The 21,088-nt window shown below is 51.7% G+C and carries 22 protein-coding genes; 5 read left to right on the forward strand and 17 right to left on the reverse strand.

Annotated elements, in window-relative coordinates:
• Positions 1-77: 77 nt before the first annotated feature.
• The 9 genes from HVZ52_RS18160 to flgB form a co-directional block, all read right to left on the reverse strand.
• Positions 78-380 carry a rod-binding protein gene (locus tag HVZ52_RS18160; protein ID WP_029139422.1) on the reverse strand — a complete coding sequence of 101 codons (303 nt, stop codon included), beginning with the start codon at positions 378-380 and terminating at the stop codon, positions 78-80.
• An 8-nt stretch (positions 381-388) separates the two neighbouring features.
• Positions 389-1,510, reverse strand: coding sequence for a flagellar basal body P-ring protein FlgI (locus HVZ52_RS18165; RefSeq protein ID WP_016151847.1), 1,122 nt, complete (start codon positions 1,508-1,510; stop codon positions 389-391).
• Between the two features lie 14 nt (positions 1,511-1,524).
• Positions 1,525-2,190, reverse strand: a complete 666-nt coding sequence (gene flgH / locus HVZ52_RS18170) for a flagellar basal body L-ring protein FlgH (RefSeq protein WP_029139421.1) — start codon at positions 2,188-2,190, stop codon at positions 1,525-1,527.
• A 68-nt stretch (positions 2,191-2,258) separates the two neighbouring features.
• Entirely contained in the window at positions 2,259-3,044 is a 786-nt protein-coding gene (flgG, locus tag HVZ52_RS18175) for a flagellar basal-body rod protein FlgG (protein ID WP_019076088.1), read from the reverse strand.
• Positions 3,045-3,074: 30 nt separating this feature from the next.
• Positions 3,075-3,812, reverse strand: coding sequence for a flagellar basal body rod protein FlgF (locus HVZ52_RS18180; protein WP_016151844.1), 738 nt, complete (start codon positions 3,810-3,812; stop codon positions 3,075-3,077).
• A gap of 9 nt (positions 3,813-3,821) precedes the next feature.
• A complete protein-coding gene (gene flgE, locus HVZ52_RS18185; protein WP_019076087.1) occupies positions 3,822-5,024 on the reverse strand; it encodes a flagellar hook protein FlgE in 1,203 nt (400 codons plus the stop codon).
• A gap of 26 nt (positions 5,025-5,050) precedes the next feature.
• Positions 5,051-5,917, reverse strand: a complete 867-nt coding sequence (locus HVZ52_RS18190) for a flagellar hook capping FlgD N-terminal domain-containing protein (protein WP_046275407.1) — start codon at positions 5,915-5,917, stop codon at positions 5,051-5,053.
• Positions 5,917-6,348 carry a flagellar basal body rod protein FlgC gene (flgC, locus tag HVZ52_RS18195; protein ID WP_016151841.1) on the reverse strand — a complete coding sequence of 144 codons (432 nt, stop codon included), beginning with the start codon at positions 6,346-6,348 and terminating at the stop codon, positions 5,917-5,919. The genes HVZ52_RS18190 and flgC overlap by 1 nt, the downstream gene beginning before the upstream one ends.
• A gap of 2 nt (positions 6,349-6,350) precedes the next feature.
• Positions 6,351-6,698: a flagellar basal body rod protein FlgB gene (gene flgB / locus HVZ52_RS18200; protein WP_016151840.1), complete on the reverse strand. Its 348-nt coding sequence runs from the start codon at positions 6,696-6,698 to the stop codon at positions 6,351-6,353.
• 82 nt (positions 6,699-6,780) lie between these two features.
• Between flgB and flgA the strand changes: the two genes are divergently transcribed.
• The 5 genes from flgA (at position 6,781) to HVZ52_RS18225 (ending at position 12,074) form a co-directional block, all read left to right on the forward strand.
• Complete coding sequence (gene flgA / locus HVZ52_RS18205; RefSeq protein WP_181598557.1) at positions 6,781-7,551, forward strand: flagellar basal body P-ring formation chaperone FlgA; 771 nt, start codon at positions 6,781-6,783, stop codon at positions 7,549-7,551.
• Between the two features lie 96 nt (positions 7,552-7,647).
• Positions 7,648-7,935, forward strand: a complete 288-nt coding sequence (flgM, locus tag HVZ52_RS18210; RefSeq protein WP_016151838.1) for a flagellar biosynthesis anti-sigma factor FlgM — start codon at positions 7,648-7,650, stop codon at positions 7,933-7,935.
• Positions 7,936-7,947: 12 nt separating this feature from the next.
• Positions 7,948-8,376: a flagellar protein FlgN gene (locus HVZ52_RS18215; protein WP_046275405.1), complete on the forward strand. Its 429-nt coding sequence runs from the start codon at positions 7,948-7,950 to the stop codon at positions 8,374-8,376.
• A gap of 135 nt (positions 8,377-8,511) precedes the next feature.
• Entirely contained in the window at positions 8,512-9,456 is a 945-nt protein-coding gene (locus tag HVZ52_RS18220) for a lysine-N-methylase (RefSeq protein WP_181598558.1), read from the forward strand.
• Positions 9,457-9,512: 56 nt separating this feature from the next.
• The gene (locus HVZ52_RS18225; protein ID WP_181598559.1) at positions 9,513-12,074 is read left to right on the forward strand and encodes a glycosyltransferase; all 2,562 of its coding nucleotides are present in this window, start codon (positions 9,513-9,515) and stop codon (positions 12,072-12,074) included.
• 52 nt (positions 12,075-12,126) lie between these two features.
• Here HVZ52_RS18225 and HVZ52_RS18230 read toward each other — a convergent pair whose 3' ends face one another.
• From HVZ52_RS18230 to fliF, 8 genes are read right to left on the reverse strand one after another with little or no spacing between them, the layout of a single operon-like run.
• On the reverse strand, positions 12,127-13,383 hold the full coding sequence (locus HVZ52_RS18230; RefSeq protein WP_181598560.1) for a class I SAM-dependent methyltransferase: 1,257 nt from the start codon (positions 13,381-13,383) through the stop codon (positions 12,127-12,129).
• A 36-nt stretch (positions 13,384-13,419) separates the two neighbouring features.
• Complete coding sequence (locus HVZ52_RS18235) at positions 13,420-15,510, reverse strand: glycosyltransferase family 9 protein (protein ID WP_249417943.1); 2,091 nt, start codon at positions 15,508-15,510, stop codon at positions 13,420-13,422.
• A gap of 6 nt (positions 15,511-15,516) precedes the next feature.
• Positions 15,517-15,921 carry an adenylyltransferase/cytidyltransferase family protein gene (locus HVZ52_RS18240; protein WP_181598561.1) on the reverse strand — a complete coding sequence of 135 codons (405 nt, stop codon included), beginning with the start codon at positions 15,919-15,921 and terminating at the stop codon, positions 15,517-15,519.
• Positions 15,918-16,361: a flagellar FliJ family protein gene (locus tag HVZ52_RS18245; RefSeq protein WP_019076076.1), complete on the reverse strand. Its 444-nt coding sequence runs from the start codon at positions 16,359-16,361 to the stop codon at positions 15,918-15,920. Before HVZ52_RS18245 ends, HVZ52_RS18240 begins: the two co-directional genes overlap by 4 nt.
• A 2-nt stretch (positions 16,362-16,363) precedes the next feature.
• Positions 16,364-17,704, reverse strand: coding sequence for a flagellar protein export ATPase FliI (gene fliI, locus HVZ52_RS18250; protein ID WP_046275400.1), 1,341 nt, complete (start codon positions 17,702-17,704; stop codon positions 16,364-16,366).
• Complete coding sequence (gene fliH, locus HVZ52_RS18255) at positions 17,697-18,407, reverse strand: flagellar assembly protein FliH (protein WP_053389587.1); 711 nt, start codon at positions 18,405-18,407, stop codon at positions 17,697-17,699. Before fliH ends, fliI begins: the two co-directional genes overlap by 8 nt.
• A 3-nt stretch (positions 18,408-18,410) precedes the next feature.
• Positions 18,411-19,427 carry a flagellar motor switch protein FliG gene (locus tag HVZ52_RS18260; RefSeq protein WP_003838846.1) on the reverse strand — a complete coding sequence of 339 codons (1,017 nt, stop codon included), beginning with the start codon at positions 19,425-19,427 and terminating at the stop codon, positions 18,411-18,413.
• Entirely contained in the window at positions 19,405-21,084 is a 1,680-nt protein-coding gene (gene fliF, locus HVZ52_RS18265; protein WP_181598562.1) for a flagellar basal-body MS-ring/collar protein FliF, read from the reverse strand. The genes HVZ52_RS18260 and fliF overlap by 23 nt, the downstream gene beginning before the upstream one ends.
• Positions 21,085-21,088: the final 4 nt, after the last annotated feature.

Consider the following 21,088-nt stretch of genomic DNA (forward strand, 5'->3'; position numbering starts at 1 on the left):
TTCCCCGGTCTGTCGTTAACAACCTTGCCGATTAAAAGCGGCGAAAAAACCTCAGTTCTTAAGCCGCCGCGCAACCTTTATCCTTTGTGATGCGGGGAGAGCTGTTTAACGATCATCGCCGCAATCCCAATACCGTGCTGCTGGGCCAGGCTGTTACATAACTGATCGTCGTAAAACCCCTGCATCATGCGCACCGAGTCGCTGTTAAACGGGTTATCTTTGGAGTCGAAGATCTCATTGGTTTTACGCATTTCTTTCAGCATGTTGCGTAAGAAAATGGCTTCAAACTGCTGGGCGGCTTTCTGCAAATCGTTATCTTTAATTTTCGGGCCCATTAACGCATCGCTACCGTCAATGCCCCCGCTATGATTCACTTTGATGTCGGCCATTAAATGACCTCCAGATCGGCATCCAGTGCCCCGGCTTCATGCAGGGCCTGTAAAATGGACATAATGTCGTCCGGCGTGGCCCCGAGACTGTTGAGCGCATTAACCAGCGTTTTCAGGCTGCTGGATTCAGGCAGCGTAATCATCCCCGGTCGGGCGTGATTCACCGAAATATTGCTCTGCGGCGTCACCGCCGTACGACCACCGGCAAAGGCATTCGGCTGGCTGACGTTGCTGCTTTCATTGATGGAAACCGTCAGGCTGCCATGCGATACCGCCGCCGCGTGCAGGGCAATACCATCCCCCATCACCACCGTGCCGGTACGCGAGTTAAACACCACGCGGGCGCGTACTTTTTCTGCCTGAACCTGGACGTCATCTAACTGAGACATAAAGGCAACGCGTGCCCCTGGGCTGGTTGGCGCGCGGACGCTGACGTTGGTCGAGCTTTGTGCCGTAGCAATGCCGCCAAACGAAGCGTTGATCGCCGCCGCAATGTTATTGGCATCTTTAAAGGAGGGACGTTTCAGATTAAGCGTAATGGTGTCACCCATCTGGAAATCGCTGGGAATTTCACGTTCGACTGACGCGCCATTCGGTATCAGTCCGGCTGTGGGGGTATTCACGGTCACGCTGGAGCCGCTAGCCCCGGTCGCGTTCATCCCGCCCACCACCACGCTCCCTTGTGCAAGGGCATAAACCTCCCCATCTGCGCCATGTAGCTGGGTGAGCAATAACGTACCGCCGCGCAGGCTTTTGGCATCGCCAATCGACGAGACCGTGACATCAATGGTCTGCCCACGCGAGTACATTGGCGGCAGCATCGCGCTGACCGCTACCGCCGCGACGTTTTTCACCTTCGGATCGATTTTACCCGGCAGTTGTACCCCGAACTGGCGCAGCATGTTGGTAATAGTTTGGTTCGTGAATTTGACCTGGTTTTTATCCCCGGTTCCGTCCAGCCCCACCACCAGGCTGTAGCCAACAAGTTGGTTTTCCCTGATCCCCTGGACGTTGACCAGCGACTCCAGAGATTGCGCCTGCGTAGTGCCGGGCAGCACCAGGCTCAGGGCGATAACGATGCCGTTTAACGCCTTCATCCAGCGCCCGCTTATGTGTTGCATATTAAAATCCTGCATTAGATCGGGAAGAGAGGATGGTTAAACAGACGCGTCAGCCAGCCCGCCGCATTGGCATCGCTCAATGCGCCACGGCCCGCATAGGAGATACGCGCATCGGCAATGCGCTGCGATGAAACGGAGTTGTCGTTTTGAATATCATCGGCGCGCACCAGACCACTCAGGCGAATGTACTCATCCCCCTGGTTGAGGGTGAGCCATTTTTCACCGCGAATTTCCAGAATGCCGTTCGACTGTACCGAGTGCACCGACACCGTAATTTCGCCACGTAAACTGTTTTGCTGCTGCGAGGTCGCCGTCCCGTTGAAGTCGCGATTGGCGTCCACGGAAGCGGAAAGATTATCTTTGGTATGCCCAAAAAGAGTCGGTGCACCGATATCAACGGTATTGTTCTTGCCGAAATTGGTTTTCGCCTGTTTGCTCGACTGGGTGGATTCTTCCAGCATCACGGTCAGGATGTCGCCCACCCGATAGGCGCGGCGGTCTGCCGTCAGCGACCACTTGTAACCCGTTTCGAACACTCCTCCCGCGCGACCATCCGCCGTTGGCGGCAACTCGGTTTTGGGAGGAGCAAAGAATTCGTCATTTTTTTTGACCAGGAGGGCCTGCGATTCGCACCCGCTTAACAGGGGCAGCAGTACCACCAGCCAGAGATAATTTTTCACGTTCTGCCTGTTTACTTTAAATTTGCCGGATAAGGCGAAACCGCTATCCGGCATTTCACATTCTTGAATTACAGCGTCTGACTAATAAACTGCAGCATATCGTCTGCCGCAGAGACCATTTTGGCGTTCATCTCATAGGCGCGCTGCACGTTAATCATCGCCACCATTTCGTTGACAATATCCACATTCGAGCCTTCCAGCGCGCTGTCCTGCAAGGTGCCCAGACCATCTTCCCCCGGAATACCTTCCGTCGGTTGACCGCTGGCTGCCGTTTCCAGATACAGGTTGTCGCCTTCGGCTGAAAGCCCCGCCGGGTTGGCGAAGTTCACCAGCGTTAGTTGCCCCAGTTCGGTCGGATCGCTGTCGCCGGGCAGGATCGCCGTCACGGTGCCATCTTCGCCAAATGCCACGTTGGTCGCGCCAGCGGGAACATCAATTTCCGGTTGCAGCGGCAAGCCCTGGGCGTTGGTTAGCACGCCGTCGGCGTTAATCTGCATATTGCCGTCACGGGTATACGCAATATCCCCGTTGGCCTTTTGCACCTGCCAGAACCCCTGCCCCATGATGGCCACGTTCATCGCATTGTCGGTGGTTTCCACATTCCCTTCGGTGAAGGTTTTTTGGGTTCCAACGATGCGCACACCGCTACCGAACTGCATTCCGGTCGGCATGATGTTGTTTTGATCGAGCATGGCGCCCGGCGCTTCCTGAGTCTGATAAAACAGATCCTGGAACATCACGCGGTCACGCTTAAAGCCCGTGGTGTTGACGTTGGCGATGTTGTTGGCAATCGCACTCATCTCAGCATCCTGCGCCGACAGGCCGGTTTTACTGATCCATAACGCTGCGTTCATAAAACTTTATCCCTGATTAAAGGCTACGACTCAGGAGCCGCGTAGCAGCCTGTTGCCGGAGTCGCTGAGATCTTCAGCGGTTTTCATCATCTTGATTTGCGCTTCAAACTGGCGGTTCATCGCAATGGACGACATCATTTCGCTCACCGCAGACACGTTACTGCCTTCCAGAAAGCCGCCGCTTACTTTGATGTTTTCATCGCGCTGGGCCGGTACGCCATCCGCCGTCACCAGCATTCCCTCGCTGTTTTTCGCCAGATTGGCGACCGGGATATCCACCAGCTTCAGCCGATCGATATCCATCGTGGCGGTAACATCACCGTCGTCAGGCGTAACCGAGAGCGTGCCGTCGCTGCCGAAAGAGGCAATCGCGTTTGGCGGCAAAATAATCGGGCCGTTATCTCCGAGCACCACGTTACCGTCGATGGTCAGCTGACCCTGATCGTCTTGCTGAATATTGCCGTTGCGGGTATAGACCTCGTTTCCGGCTTTATCCTGCACGGCGATATAGCCCGTCCCCTGAATGGCGACGTCCAGCGGGCGCTCGGTTTTTTCCGCCACGCCGGTACTGTCATTGACGCCGCTGGGACTTTCCTTCGCCATAAAACGCGTATCAAAACCACCGCCCTTCACTTTGTCATTACTCGCCATCGCCATATCCGCGCGAAAACCATTGGTGTTGACGTTGGCGAGGTTGTTGGCGCTAATTTGCTGCTCTTGCAACGTCTGGGTGGCGCCGCTCAGCGCGGTATAAATCAACCGATCCATTTCTTAGCCTTACATCGCCTGGAAGAGAGCCTGATCCAACTGCGTACTGGTGGAAATCACCTTGGTGTTCGCCTGGTAGTTACGCTGGGCGGTCATGAGATTGACCAGTTCGTTGGTGATATCCACGTTGGAGCTTTCGAGCATGCCGGAGGAGAGCGTGCCGCAGGAGCCGGAGCCAGGCGTACCTATCAGCGGCGTACCGGATTCGCCCGTCTGTACCCAGGCAGTACCGCTCACGGCTTCCAGTCCGTTCTCATCCGGGAAGGTGGCGAGTACAACCTGGCCCTGCAGCATGCGCTCACCGTTGCTGTAGGTGGCGTACACTTTACCGTCGTCATCGACCTGCACGCCGTTTTGCGTTGCCGATGCGTATCCGGTCGCGGAATTGGTGGTAACCGAGAAGTCAGAGCCGTACTGAGTACAATCGGAGTAGTCAATCGTCATTGAAATCGGTGCGGCTTCATCGGTGGTGAAGGTGATGGTTTGCGGTGTGGTTGGAGCCGTCAGCTTGCCGGTATTTGGGTCGAAGGTCAGCGTAGTCGGCGGTACACCGCTCTGCGCTTCACCATCAAAGGTGTATTGCACTTCCCAGGTGTTATCCGCCGTTTTAGTAAAGTACTGGCTAACCGAGTGCTCATTACCCAGCGAGTCATACACGGTGGTGGTGTAGCTGTCGGTGTAGGTATCGCTGTTGTTGGCATCAAACGGCACGGTTGCGCGATCGATTGTTTCATCACTGGCGTCAAAGTTTGCCGTGAAGGTCATGCTGTCCGTGGCCTGCGCCGGGATGTTGCCGGTTTTAATCTGGATATCTGTAACGGTACCGGTTTGCAGCGTGCCGCTGTCATCAACCGGATAGCCTTGCAGGTAATCGCCGGACGCATTGACGATATAGCCGTTTTTGTCCGTCACGAAGGAACCCGCGCGGGTATAGGAGATGTTCCCGGCGCTGTCGCACATCACAAAAAAACCATCGTCGTTGATCGCCAGATCCAGCGCATTGCCGGTTGAAACCATAGAGCCGCCGGTGGAGATGCTTTGTGCCGAACCCGCCACGCTCACGCCCATCGCCTGCGTTCCGGCATACATGGCGGAGAACTGGGTGGTCATCGATTTATACCCGACCGTCCCGGAGTTTGCGATGTTGTTACTGATGCCATCAAGCTGTTCGTTGACGGCGTTCAGTCCCGTCGCTGCAATTTCATAACTCATTGTTTCTTCCTGTAATGTAAACGAGATCAGATCACGGTGTTGCTGTCGGCGTTATCGCCGCCGTCGTCAGTATCCGGCGGCGTGATGTCATCAGTGCTGTCCGGAACGCCAAACTGGGTGATCATGGTGAAAGGCACTTCGCCAACGCCGTCAACGTTGAGCACTGGCGTGCTGCCATCGAGCGGAATACGCACATCTTCCACCGTTCCGGTCACCTCAATCGGCACTTCCTCTTCTCCGGTATTGGTCACCACGGATACGCTGTAATCGCCCGGCGGGATGCCGTAATCCGCAGGATTGATGTCGAAATCCACCTGGCCGGGCCCGACGGAGGTTTCACCTTGCGGGATCAGCGACACGGTGTAGTCATCACCGGCTTCATCGGTAAAGTGCAGATCCACATCGGTACAACTGTCATCCAGCGTCACGCGTCCCTGGATTTCTTTGCTGTTGTCTTCGATATCCAGCGAGGTGGTTTGCACCATGATGTCGTCGCCGACCATATTCCCCAGCGCCATCACCTGAATGTTGCTCATCAGTACGGCGTTAGTGTTTGCCTCAACGCTCATCTCTTCCATCATGGCAACCTGCGCCATGGAGGCGAGCTGATCGATATAGGCCGTAGGATCGGTTGGATCGGTCGGGTCCTGGTTTTCAATTTCAGCCACGAACAGCGTCAAAAACGTATCAACCGCGGACGTTTCGGTGGACGTTGTCGTGGTTGGAGTACCGCTTGTCCCGCTAGTATTCGTTGTTGACGACGTTGAGGAAGAACTGCTGTCTCCCAGATTGCTGCTTTGCGCCGTGGCGCCGACGTTATTTTCAGCCACCGCCGTATTCTCCGAAGAAGGAGCCTGCGCCTGAGATTGGGCATACAGAGTCAGGGTATTCATTACACTTCTCCCAGTTTGAGTAAGCTTTGCTGCATACTTTTGACGTTATTCAGCACATCAACGTCAGTTTCAAAATCACGTGAGGCGGACATCATGTCGGCCATTTGCTCGACCACATTGACATCCGGATACCAGACGAAACCGTTCTGGTCCGCCATCGGATGGTGCGGCTCATAACGCTTCACCGCCCCGCCGCTTTGCATGACGTCCTGTACCTGTACGCTGGCACCATCAATGGCATGGCGGTTATGCCCACCCATCAGGCTATTGTGGTAAACCGCGGCAAAAACCGGGCTGCGCGCCTTGTAGGCCTGCGCCTCGCTGCTGGCGGGAGATTCCGCATTCGCCATGTTGCTGGCGACGGTATTCAGACGGATGGTTTGCGCCGTCATCGCCGAGCCGGAAATCTGGTAAATATCAGTAAACGACATGGTTATTTCCCTTCGATGGCCTCTTTGATACCGCTAAGTTGCAGGTTCAAAAAGGTCAGACTGCTTTGATAATCCATACTATTTTGTGAAAACCGGGCCTGCTCGGTATTCAGCTCTACGGTATTGCCATCCTCTGAGGGCTGCATCGGCACACGGTATTTCACGTCAGCCTCGGGCAGCACATTTGTGCGACTTGCCCGTTGCATCTCAGCGGCAAAATCAATATCTTTAGCTTTGAAATTTGGTGTATCGACGTTTGCCAGATTCGCAGTCAGTAGCTCGGTCCTCTCAAGACGTAACTTCACTGCCTGCGGATGTACACCCAATGCCTGCTGAAAACTGATTCCCATTTCTTACATCACTCCTGCGTAGATATCGCTGTTATTAGCAATATGTATGCCAACTTTTAAGTGATTGATGAGAAATGACTTTATGAAATTCCCCTTCGACATAAGGAAGCCTTCTTTCCCCTTTGCCGCGGAAATAATGCTGGCGTTATGCTGTGTCTTACCCGCACATGCCGCCGTCCATCCCATTCAGCACAGCGCCCGGGAACAGATCAACGCGCGGGTCATAACTGCCGCCGGTCATGAAATTGACGCGCTGGCGAAAAAACAGCAGTGGCAGGACTATCGCTACACGTTCAACGTCTATATTCCCTCAACGGTGAGCACCAGCGCGCTATGCGCAACAGAGCCCCAGATCACCTCCAGCACATCCCCAGGAATGGCCCTGACGCGAATGAACTTTGTGGTGAGTTGTCCGGGCAGCGCGGGCTGGCAATTTAACGTTGCGGTACGCCCCGACGTGTCGGTGCCGGTAGTGATGCCAAAGTCGTTGATTGCCCGAGATACGGTAATTACGGTCAACGACCTGCAGCTTAAAAAATTCAATATCAGCAACCAGCGGGAAGGGTTAATGACAAATATGGATGAGGCGATTGGTCTCACCAGCAAGCGCGCCCTGCAACCGGGCAAACCGATTACCCGGAGCGAACTGGTTCAACCGGTGCTGGTCAAACGCGACCAACCGGTGATGATCGTCTCCCATACGGCCGGAATTACCGCCTCGATGCCGGGCGTGGCGTTGAAGAACGGGCGCAAAGGGGATGTGATAAAAATTCGCAACAGCAGCAGCCAGCGGATCATTAGCGGGATGGTGGACGATATCGGCGTGGTCACCACGCTGACGGCCGAGCAGTGAAGGGATTTTTTGTGATGGGATTAAAGTTTTCCTCTCTTACCGTCGCTTTTAGCCAATAACAGATAACCAACCCAACGAAATATGTACGAGGTTGCTATGAAAATTACCCCGACTCTGCCAGGCGATCGCCCTGCATCTACAACCGGGCAGACGCGTTCAGACAAGAGCAGCACGCAGACCACTACCTCCAGCGCCGCGACACTTTCCGCCGACGATATTACTCAGGCGGGATTGCAAACGGCGCAGCAAACGCTGAACAGCGATCCGCAAAGCGACGTTGATTACGACAAAGTGGCGCAAATGCAGGCCATGCTGGCCGCAGGCGACATGCAGGTTGATACCCAGCAACTGGCTGGTGACATGCTCAGCTTTTTCCAGAAATAAGAGGCCAAAATTGTGAGTACCAGGCTACAGCAGGTGAAAACGCTGCTTCAGGGTATCCGGGAGGACGGGACGCGATATGACGCGCTCAGACATCAGTTAGAACAACAACGTCTGTGCATGATCCGTCGCGCCAGTGAAGAGCTGTTGGCGGTCAATGAGACGATTCAACAGCATTATGAGCAGTTGAATAACAGCAGCCAGCAGCGCCGCTCAATCCTGCAATTGCTGGGCGTAAGCGTTGATCGTGCAGGGATGGAACAGGTATTTAGCTGGTTGCCAGGCTTACAAAAAAGTGCCGCAGAGGGTTGGTGGCAGAGCCTTGAGCAAAAAGCGAAACGCTGCAAGGCGTACAACGAAAAAAACGGCGAGTTGCTGATCCGCCAGTATGAATTTATTCAGACTTTTTTAGGCACCGAGCCGGATTTTATTTACCAGCGCTAAACCTTCCTTCCCTGACGCGGAAAACGACTTTCCGCGCACACCCTAACTAATTGATATAAATAAAATAAAAATTCAGGCATGGATATTGCAATGATGTAGCCAGATTTTGAATTTAGGGATTGCTGAGAACACATTATGAGTATGATTGATTGTTATGAACCTGACTTTGTCCGGTTGTTTTTATCCCACCATCCGGATTCCGCTTTGCTGGCCGAAATGCGCTGGAAAACGGAAGTACGTCAGAGTCTGGTATTAACCGATCCGGCCAGCTGTCAGGCTGCGTTAGGCGATCCCAACGCCTTTGTGCTGCATACCTCGCAATGTGCAGCCGATGCGGACAGCCCGGCGTTATCTCCACGCGATCAGGTACTTAATCAATCTGCTCTGCATACCATCACGCTCCCCGGTTTGTCGCCGGAACTGCGCTTGTATGCGCTGGGCATCATGCTCTCTTTTTCAGAGAAATGCCCTGGCGACAGCGATCCTATGCTTGAAAAACTGGCCTCGCTGCCGCAGGTTCTGGCCGCCCATGCGCAAAGCGGAAAACTGCAGGAGCAGTTCGTGCAACTGCCCAGCCTGCCCCAGTTGCAGCGGGAGCTGATCACCCAAATGGGCAGTTGTGAGTTCAATTGGGATCTGTTGCCGGAAAGCACGCGCAAGCTGACCTTACCTCTGCAGGTAAGTCTGCTGATGCTCCAGGATGCAAACAGTGAAGCTATGCTTCAGCAGCAGTTGCAGGATCAGTGGTTAAATACCTATGAGCGCTACTTTGCCCATGACGCATGGATATTCAGTAACTATCTGATTTATCGCCTGTATCACGATACCTTCCCGCAGCACGAGAGTGAAAGCGCGCTGTTGCGCTTCTTCTGGCTGGTAGCTGACGTCTTTATGCTTCGCACCCTATTTTGCCTGTGGACAATGGATGATTCCACGCTGAGCCATGACGAAATCTACGCCCTTTTCGCGCTGTTTGAAGCGTGGCGCAACAGCGAGAATGCCCACTCGTTACGTCAGCATATTCTGGATATGCTGCCGGGAGATCCTCTGCTCTCGGCGTTTTCCCTGATTACACGTTAGCGCCTGTTGGCCGGGTGCATACCCGGTCCTTTTTCGAATCGCGAATACACATCACCATGTCTGAATCCTCCAAAGCACGTTCCGCCCTGACCGGCATCGTTAAAACGCTCGACACTGGTCGCGAAAAACCGTTTGTCAGCGTCATTACTCCCACGTGGAACCGCGGCGCTTTCTTACCCTATTTGCTGTATATGTTCCGCTATCAGGACTACCCTGCCGACCGCCGGGAGCTGGTAATCCTGGATGATTCCCCACAAAGCCATCAGTCAATCATTGACAGGCTGACGCAGAATCACCCGGAGAAATTCAATATTCGTTATATCTACCATGCGGAAAAACTGACGCTGGGAAAAAAGCGCAACATGCTCAATGCGCTGGCGTTAGGCGAATATATTCTCTGTATGGATGACGATGATTATTATCCGGCGGATAAGATCTCCTACACCATCGACATGATGCAGCGCCACCGGGCGTTGATTTCAGGTTCCGATCAGATCCCCATCTGGTATAGCCATATCAACCGCGTGTTCAAAAGCCGCAGCTTTGGCCCGCAGAACATTCTCAACGGCACCTTTTGCTACCACCGCAATTATTTAAAAAAGCACCGTTACGATGATGAATGTAACTTAGGCGAAGAGGAAGGATTCACTAATCAATTCACCGCAAACCCGCTGCAATTGCCGGGCGAGCGCACCATTATTTGTATCTCGCACAGTCAAAATACGTTCGATAAAGACTTTGTGCTGGGCAGCAGCGAGCCGCTGGAAACCTCGCTGGCACAGGCGATTACAGACCCGATGCTGAAAAACTGGTATCAAAGTCTGCATAACGCCACCCATCATCAGCCGATCCAGTGGGATGACATCGATCAGGTGGTGATCGTGAATCTGGACTCACGCCCGGATCGTTTAGCACACATCCAGCAAGAGCTGGCGTTTCTCAATTTCCCGACGCAAAAGATCACCCGCCTTGCAGCGTCCGTTGCCACTAACGGCCATGCTGGTCGCCGCCAGTCCCATCTGCAGGCGCTGCAACTGGCACAGCGTAACGGCTGGAAAAACTACCTGCTACTTGAAGACGATAGCGTGATCCTGAAGCAGGATAAGCATATCCGGGTACTCAATTCACTTCTGAATGCGCTGCCTGGTTTTCCGTGGGAAGTGGTTATCCTCGGCGGAGAAATTAAACAAGGCCGCGAACTCAAAAGCCTCAATGGCATGATCCATGCCCGCGACTGCAATAAGGTTTGCGCCTATCTGGTCAACAGCAGCTATTACCCGGTGCTGGCTCAGCAGATGGAGCATGACCTCTCAGATACGCTCGAAGGACAATGGCAGCCGCTGCTGCGTGAAGGGAAATGGCTCTCCTGTTATCCGAGCATCTGCTATCAGCGCGCGGGATACAGCGATATTGAGAAAAAAGAAACCGATAACATCGGTTACTACTTCAACAAAATCAATAAGAAACCCGCCACCGTCAATACGCTGGTAAGCAACCCGCTTCCTACGGCATCCACGCAGATAGATGCCATTGGCTTCTATATGGAAACCTCGCTGCACTACGCGGTCTACCGCCCTATCATTACCGCGCTTCAGGCGATGGGCCATACCTGCTCGCTGCTGGTCAGTGACAAAATACCTAAATCGTTTCTGGATGAGATGACCGCGACGATTAAAGCCATCAACGACCCTGCGCTCGGCGGTACGCGTCTTTCAGCGGTCATTGAGAACCGTCAGCGCTTCCGGTGCCTGGTCAGCCCTTACTACACGCCACTGCTGAACGGGCTGGCGGATACCCATGTACGCACCCTGTATGGCCTGGCGAAAGAAGAGTGGAATCATGCCTGGTGGAACGCCTTTTATCACCGCATCCTGTGTTACAGCCACTATAGCCAGCACGCGCTTGATATCGGTGGCAGCGCCAAAGTGGTGGGCAATCCCCGTTTCGATGAGTGGCATAATCACACTTACGATACTGCGCTGCCAAAAAGCCTGAAGCTGAATGCGAAAAAGCAGACCATCCTGTATGCGCCAACCTATGGCGCGCTAAGCTCTCTCCCTCACTGGGCGGAACAGCTCAGCCGGTTAAGTCATGAATACAATGTCGTCACCAAACTACATCATGGCACCCTGCACAGACCGGAAGAAGCCGCCTCTCTGGCACTGGCGCAGCGCTATTTAAAAAACCGAATTGACGATCCACAGCATCTGCTGGCGCTTATCGCGCAGGCGGATTATGTCCTGACAGACAGCAGCGGCTTTATTTTTGACGCCATTCATATGAATAAACGCGTTATTTTATTGAGCTGGCCAGATATGCCCTCGCTGCTCGATGGTCAACAAAGTTTCTCTACTCCTGACAGCGCTGATCAGCGTATTCGCGATGTTCTCCCGGTGGCACAGGATATACAGACGTTGCGCCACGCCCTGTCATCCGCATTTGACTGGACTGCGCTGGAAGCGCCACTGGAGGAGATTCGCCACCATTATTGCGATGCGTTTAGGGATGGTCAGGCGGGGAAACGGGCGGCTCAGGAGATCGCCGCTTTGCTTACGGAAACAGAGAATGCCCACAGTAATACGCTATTACATAGTCTACAGAGAAAACTTTTTAGCTAGATTTCTGATATGAATTGGCGATAAAACCACCGTTAAACCGGTGGTTTTAATTTTATTGTGGTCGTTTTTTTATAACAATCTCGATACCACTTTCCGCAAATGGTGTGCGAGTTTGATCAAACCGAGGGAGACCAGACAAATAGCTATGATTTAGTAATTCAATTTTCTGAACGTCATGATTTGCGGTTATCGTCTGAATCAATTCCAATACATTTATCGATACCGGTGACCAACTACTTTTCTTGAAGATACTGAAAGTATGCTTGTGATCGGTATTAAAAGTCGATGGCCATACTTTTTGTTCATACATATCTTCGTCAGGAACAGTAATAATGAGATGACCATTTGGTTTAAGCACTCGCATCCAGTTATTGATAGCAATGAACGGGTCAACCACATGTTCCAGACAGTGTGCAGAATACACAAAATCAAAACTATCATCACTAACGTTATCTAAGTATTGGGCATCACCTTGCGGTAAGTCATAGACCGTCACCGTTCTCATTAGAGGGAAAAGCGAGCGGTAAATCCCAATACTGTCCGGTCCTCCACCTATATCCAAACCAGCGCCAACAAACCAACGAGAAGTAAACCGTGCATCCATAAGTCGACGATTTACAGACATACTGGTCGTCCCCACAACGCCCCGGTTAATCAGAAACTTACTGGTAACATCCCCAGGTAAAATGAGTGGTTTAATCGCTTCACCAGCTAAACTATGCGGCCATAAAACTGCGTATCCAGTATCTTCAGGATACCAGTGCAAGGAGTGCGTATCGGCAAAACTCTCTAATAGTCCAATAAACTCATTAGCACGATCAAACCCATGATCGGCATATTCTGGTAAAGTACCACTTGTCACGGCAAAGTCTTTCAAATATATTCTGCAATCATCAATAATAACGATCGCATTATCAATTTTGCCTTCCAGAATTCGCAACTCGTTAATTAGTGGTAAGCGAATATCTTTATCCCATTCGTCACTGCGATAGTGTTCATTGCAGTAATCTGAACCAGGATAATGAGCATCCAGAAAAATGAGACTACGGCGGCTCCTCAAAATATCATTGACCGCTTCCGAGTTCAGAAATGATAAGCTATCATCCGGACAAACTGTAATATTTTCATTTTTTTCTTGTAGTGCTTTTTCATACAATGGCTGATATATCTCACAGGACAACGCATGGTGAAAACCTGCCGACAATGCCATACGACATGAGTTACCAATACCATACCCAGTTTCAACCAAATGCGTCACCTGGTATTTTTCAACTATTTTGCGTAAAGGAAAACGACCTAAAAACCCCATAACCACTCCATTTAGAATATTTAATCATAGAAATACTTAAGAATTTTTCACATAATCATCAGAACTCAAAAATAATTGAATCTGATGCCAAAAATATTCGGCGGTAACCTTCTTCATGCACCGATATTTTTTATCATTCGGACACCAGACAGAAAATTCATCACCTCGTGGACGTGTAAATTCTTTGCCCAGTTTGTTTTTAACGAATTGCGGACTCATGATAAGGTGACCGCATTGACCAAACTGACATTCTGTATCAATACCCATAGCATTCCACCCATACCGACCATTCCTGTAGGGCAATCGGTAACTGGCCGGAATAATAGAGTACAACGCGCAAATAGCAATTGAAGTGAGTCCAGCAAGTGCGACAGGACCAGAATCACAAGCAACCAGTAGCTGACACCGCTCCATCAAATAAATCATCTCAAGCATAGAGAACTGATTAATGCAATTGATAGCCTCCGGGATATCTATATCCATCATCTTCTTCTCTTGATACTTATTATTATCGCTGCCAATAATGACAACTTTCCAGCCTGCAGCAATAAAGTATTTCGCGAGTTGATTCCATCCCTTTTCGGTCCACGTCCGGTTTGGAGAGCCTATATTGGGATGTAATAAGACTGTTTTTTCTTTCTGCAAATGATGATTATGAATAAAATCATTGACGTTTTTCTTATCCAATGACGCCAATGAAATCATAGGCTGCTTATTACACAAGGAATGATTATGAATACTATCACCGATAAAAGCATCCGTCATATGTTCAGATGCTACTATATCCTCCCAGTGGCCAAGGAAATGAAATTTATTTTCCTGACGCGCAATCGCAATATCAATATAAGCATCTTCTGTCAGCGCATTGATATCCCAATACTGTGCCACCACAGGACTTGAAGCGATAAGGTCATGATACAATTTGTGTGCAATAAAGATAAAATCCTCATCATGACATTCTCTAAATGCAGTGAGGCAACCCAACGCGTAGATCGCGTCCCCCATCGACCCAGGACAATAAAATACCCTTTTCTTAAACGAACCGGATTTAACACCAACTAACTCATTTACATGATAAATTTTCTTATTGCTAAAGTTGATGTGACCAGCGTACTTATCAGTATCTTCTGGTAACTCTGTTGTTAGAAAAAATAGAATACTTTTCTCTGGCGCTTGATATAGTTCATCTGAAAAATATCCGGCAATGGCTAAAGGTAATATTTGTAGAACCTTTAAAAAATTAAGAGTGATTAACTCAGGGAGTTTGATAGCCTTGCATCCCAACTGACGTAATATTTCACCATCGACTTCACCCTCTTTCTTTTCGCGGAAGAGAAGGATTTTCTCTTCAGAAATTGCAAATTCATTGATTGCATGCTGAATAACGTCCACAAGCGCTTCTTGATGTTGTTTTTTCAGCGAGGGAAAGCGAGGTGAGGTGCTGAGTAATAGTAGAGATGACGAGCTTATCTTTCGTAATTGAGAATAAATACCATTTGGTATCTTGAATAGTTCCAGAAAATCCGTTATTTTATTTTCATCGATTGCCGGTACATTACCACAAGGCAATTTCTTTGAATTTTTGAATGAGCTATTCTCTTGTAGATAATAAGTTGTTGTTAACACTTTATGCCAGGCATATCCGGCGGCAATATTCCACTCATCTTTTGGCATGTTATGATTATTATTTAATGCCATACTTATGGTATTACCATATCCAGTGACCAATTTATTAAATAAATTTACTGGGATTTTTTCAAGTGCAGAAGCAGCAACTAGCTCGGCTATCTCTCCTTCATAAACATGAAGATGGATTAGCGACCGAAGAGAGTTTAATCTCATCAACAACGGAATAAGTAAGTCATAGCTTTCAGCCAGCGCCGCATGGATATCTAGTGCTGTTGGCGAGAGCTTAGTTAGTACATGTGATATTTTATCCAGCGCAGGCAGTAGTGTGGATTCATTATATTTAAAAACAATATTTGAATTCTTTTCCAGCCATTTTTCACTCAATTTATCAGAACAAATAAATAATATATTAACTACTCCATCCATATCTTGAATAAAATTAGACATTTGAAGCGGCAGCGTAACTTCTTTAGTTTCAATGAATAGTCTTATTTTCATATTATTTTACAGGTTTTGATTTTGGTTGGTAATTACCTCAATAATCGAGGTGGTGGATATCGATGGCGTTCTGGGAAAATAGACCACTTCGCACAGGTACGACAAACTATCAAAACGCCCTGCCCAGTCATCGCCCATCACCAGCGTATCGGCGTTAAACTGGCGAATATAGTCCGCTTTTTTCTCCAGCGACTCTTCGAGAAACACGCTGTCCACACATTTCAGCCCGGCAACAATCCCCATGCGATCGCTTTGGCTGTAAACCGGCATCCGACCTTTTTTCTGCATATTTAGCGCATCGGAAGAGATACCGACGATCAGTCGCTCCCCCAACTGTCTGGCACGTTGCAGAATACGCAAATGCCCGATATGAAAAACATCAAACGTGCCGAAAGTAATGATCGTTTTCATACCACTCCCAGCGTCTTCTGTCTTAGCCAGCATTGTGCGGCAATTTCATCTACGGCTTTTTGCTCTTTAACCAGTGCCTCATTGCTCAGTTCATCGCGCTTATCATCGAGCGTCATGGCGACAATTTTCTCTTCACATGCCGCTGACACCAGGTTTTTCTGAATACGCTGCTCTTTGATTTTAGCCAGCGTTTTCTCCTGCTCTTGCCAGGCAATAACCGTGCGCAGCGTGCCTTTATATCCGGTCACATTTTTGAGCGATTCAACGCAAGGCACCTCCACGCCGGTGCCGGTTTTTTGAATCAGGTAGCCCAGCGCTTTGATATTATTGTCAAAACCGATGCAAACTTGTTGCTGTTTAGCCAGCTGTACCGTCATATCTTTGACTGATTTATCCCGCAGGCGCTGCAGTTGCGCCAGGGTATCGATAATTTGCCGCATGATTATTTACCTTCCGTTTTCTTTGCCTGCGGGAAAAGGGCCTGTAAGCGGCTTTGCACCAGTTCCAGAGAGGCCGGTTCACTGACTTCCTGGCGCAGAAAACGCTCAATGGCGGGGAACACTTTGACGGCCTTATCCACGCCGGGATCGGCTCCTGCAACATATCCTCCCAACGGGATCAGCGGCTTAATTTCCATATAGGCGGCATAGTTCTGTTTGAGCAGGCGGGCCGACTGCTGATGCGCGTGGGGAGTTACCTGGGTCATGCATCGACTGATCGACTGCCCGATATCAATAGCCGGATAATGTCCGGCCTCCGCCAGCTTACGGGTCAGAACAATGTGCCCGTCCAGCACCGCACGCGCGCAGTCGACGATCGGATCCTGCTGATCGTCTCCTTCCGCCAACACCGTATAAATGGCGGTCATTGACCCATCGCTTTCACTGTTCCCAGCGCTTTCCACAAGCTTTGGGATCATGCCGAACGCCGACGGTGGATAGCCTTTCGTCGCCGGAGGTTCACCCAGTGACAACGCAATCTCGCGCTGCGCCATGGCATAACGGGTTAACGAATCCACCAGCAGCAAAACGTGATGTCCGCGATCGCGAAACCAGGCGGCAATAGAGTGGCAAAGCTCGGTGGCTTTCAAACGCATTAACGGCGACTCATCCGCAGGCGCCGCCACGATAATTGATTTTGCCAACCCTTCCGCGCCCAGAGCGTGATCGATAAACTCCTTCACCTCGCGGCCACGCTCGCCAATTAACCCCACCACCACGATGTCGGCCTTGGTCTGGCGGGTGATCATCCCCAGCAGTACGCTTTTTCCCACGCCGCTGCCGGCCATCAAGCCCACGCGCTGGCCTTTGCCGATAGTTAGCAGACCGTTGATTGCTTTAACGCCAACATCCAGCGGTTGGTTCACCGACCGACGCGTGAGGGGGTTAATGGAAGGTGCCTGAGGCGGCAATACGTCATTGCCCGTCAGACGCCCTTTGGCATCCAGCGGTTCGCCCAGGCCATTGACTACTCGCCCCAGCCAGCTTTCGCTGATCAGGATCTCCTGGGTTTTTTCTTCGGGGAAAACGCGCGCACCCGCCATCAGTCCGACGGGATGCTTGAAGGGCATCAGGTAGGTGATATCGCGGTTAAACCCTACCGCCTGCGCGTCGATCAACGTATGGTCGGCGCTTTCGACGCGGCACAACTGGCCGGTCGCCAGCGGACAGCCCACGCTCTCCAGCAAAATGCCGTTTACGCGCACCAGCCGCCCGGCAACCCGGGCTAAAGGGATCGACTCAATGGAACGCAGCGCGTTGTCAACGCTGGACAGGTCACTCACCCGTCGGCTCCGGCAGAAGCGACTCTTTGAGCGCCGACATGCACTGGTCGAGTCGATGTTCGCAGCCAATATCCAGCTCGGATTTATCGGTAATCACCCGACACTCGCCCGCCTGCAGTTCGGGTGATGGGGTCAGCCCCCATTCAGTGACCTTCTCCGGGGCAGCATCTTTAATGCGGTTAAATTCTTCATGACTTAGCAGGACCTGTAGCGACTCAGGCATCGCAGGAAAGGCCGAAATCGCCTCTTCAACCAGCGACAGTAACTGCGTCGGTTGCAGCGCCAGCTCGCAACGAATCACCTGGCGAGTGACCTTTTCAACCAGTTGCAGCAGGTCTTCCCGCTGTTTACGCTGAATGTGCGCCAGGTAGTCGTTCACTTTGCCAGTGATGGCTTCCAGCGGTTGCGCTGCTTGCTCAAACTGCTTACGCCCTTCCTGTTGCCCGGCCAAGCTGCCTTCAGTGTATCCCTGACGACGGCCTTCATCGTGCCCCTTCTGATGGCCTTCCTGAAAGCCCTGCTCCTGACCTTCCGTCATCCCCTGTTCAAAGCCTTTTTGCAGGCCCTCCTGGAAGCCGTCCATCAGTTGGCGCTGATAATCCGCAGGCGTGATCCCCGGCGTGAGCTGTTCAGCCTGCAAATGGCGCTGGCGAGGAGGAAAGCGGTGCAGTCGGTAACGACCACGAATGGTTTCAATCGCCATGTGTTACTCCGCCGTCTGTTCAGCAAACAGCTGAAGCTGAATTTCACCCGCTTCCTCAAGCTCGCGGGCAATCCCCATGATTTCACGGCGGATCTGTTCAATACGGCTCACCGGAACCGGACCCAGGCGCGACGTTATCGCCTCCAGCTGTTGTACCTGACGCTTAGGCATCACGGCATAAATCGACCGGCGCAACAGCGCTTCGGTACCTTTCAGCGCCACAGCCCAGTCTTCCATCGGCACTTCATCAAGGAGACGACGGCGCACCTCATCACTTTGGCGGCTCAGGATAAAGAAGTCGTACATTTCGTCCTGCAACTGCTCAAGAACATCTTCATCGCGTTCACGCAGCTGATCGAGGATCACCTGTTGGTTACCCTGGAAGCGGTTAACGATATCCGCGGCCTGCTTGATCCCCTTCACTTTCGAACCATGTTCGGACAGCACCGACAGCCCACGTTCGATCAACCGATCCAGCTCATCCACAACATCGCGATTCACATCGTTGAGCTTGGCAACCCGATAGAGGATCTCGTTTTGCACCGACTCATTCATGTAAGACAGTACCGTGGCCGAGATCTCCGGCGTCAGGAAGGCAAGGAAGACGGCCTGCAATTGCAAATGTTCTTCTGAGATCAGTATCGCCAGTTGGCGCGGTTCCACCCACTGTAAACGCGCCATCCGCGAGCGGATCTCATCACCATAAATGCCGTTGATCACGCTGCTGGCGATTTCTGTTCCCAGCGCTTTATTGAGGATCCCTTGCAGCATGGAACGCGAGGCACCGTTGATGCCGCTCTGCTCGCGGAACTCATCAAAAAAGTTATTGATCACTTTTTTCGCCATGCTGGTTTTCACGCCAGACAGACGCGCCATGTTTTCACTCAGACGAACCACCTCTTCACGGCTGAGCTTTTGCATCACCGTGGCTGCCGCCTCCTCGCCCAGACACAGCAATAAAATTGCGGCCTGTTCCAGGTAGCTGTTGTTACTGCCGTTATTTATTGTCAATTCGCTCATTGCTGGTAATCCATTGTCTGAGAACTTCAGCTACGCGATCGGTGTCGCTCATCGCCAGTTTTTGCAGGAACTCCAGCTTCACTTCCAGGCCGGAACTCTGCGAAGGCAGGCTGTCGTCACCAGGGAAAGAAGGCAGTTCGATATTTTTGCGTTCATCTTCAGCAGCCGCAAAATGGGGCTTGTCCGCAGGGATCGCGATCGGTGCGGCGTCCAGCGCCAGTTCAGGCGTAGAGGTCCGGCGGCGCTCGACAGTCAATCGTTTCATGACCGGGCGCACGACAAACAGCAGCAGCAGTAACGCCAGCAGGCCACAGCCAATTAAGCGAACCCAGGCCAGAATGCTGTCATCCTTCCATAAAGGCAGCGTCGGCTCGACGGGGATCGACTGCGGCACAAAGTTGAGCAGGGATAAGGACAGATTGTCGCCACGCTTTGCATCAATCCCGGCAGCGTTATTCAACAGCACCATCAGCTGCGTAGTTTGTTCCGGTTTCCAGTTCTTTAATGCCGGCGCGCTCTGGTTGAGGACTATGGCCACATTTAAACGTTTGATGTCGAATCCAGGGTGCTGGATATGTTCAACGCTACGGTCCCAGGAGTAGTCGCGTTTGTTCTCGCTATGTTTTGACAGCGCGGCTGGCTGGCGAGAATCCTCAGGCGTCGTCCCTGTGGCGCCATTTCCCGCCTGGTTTGCCGCCAACGGAGGACGATTGCTCAGCGAGCCGGGGATCCCCATGGCGATTTGGTTGGTATCACTATCGAGTACCGTTTCTTCACGATTAACCTTCGGCGTGTCACCGTAATGCTCCTGGGTTTCATCGATATTGCTCAGATCGAGATCCGGCATCACGCTCACGCGGTAGTTGCCGGTTCCGACCAGCGAGTCGAGGACATTGGCGAGACTGGCGCGGGTCTTATCCTGAATATCTTTGAGGATCTGGTCGCGCTTACGCGTCGCCGCAGAAACGGCTTCTCCCGCGCCAATGCCGTCGGACAGTAAATTCCCCGCCTGGTCGACAACGCTAACCTTCGAGGCATTCAAATTGGGCACACTGCCGGACACCAGATGCACAATGGCATTTACCTGGTCCATGTCCAGCTTGCTGCCATAATGCAGACGCACCACTACTGAAGCGCTGTTTTGCGGCTCATCGCTGACGACAAATGAACTCTCTTCATTCAGCGCCAGATGCACGCGGGCGCTCTCGACGGCGTCCAGCGTCATGATGCTCTGCGCCAGTTCACCTTCCAGGCTCCGCTTATAGCGGACGTTCTGCACAAACTGACTGGCGCCCAGCACTTCGTCTTTATCCATCAGCTCGTAGCCGCTGGGCAGCATGGCTTGCACGCCTTTCGCCGCCAGCGTCATCCGCGTTTTCGACAGCGCCTCTTCCGGAACCAGAATTTGCCCGCTTTGCGGGTCGATACGATATTCCAGCTTTTCACCATCCAGCACGGTAACTATTTGTGAAACCGGGAGATGTTCCTGACTACCGTACAGCGAAACGTAGCCGTGATTGCTGTTCCACAGCACGCTGACAATAATGGCAGTCGCCGCAATGGCCGCTGCCGCCAGTAACGCCAGACGTTTATTACCATCCAGGCGAAAAGAGAACGAGGGTAAAAATTGAGTGAGTTTTTTTATTAATTCATTCATAGCG

This window comes from Citrobacter sp. RHB36-C18 (assembly GCF_013814485.1).
GTDB classification, from domain to species: Bacteria; Pseudomonadota; Gammaproteobacteria; order Enterobacterales; family Enterobacteriaceae; genus Citrobacter; species Citrobacter braakii.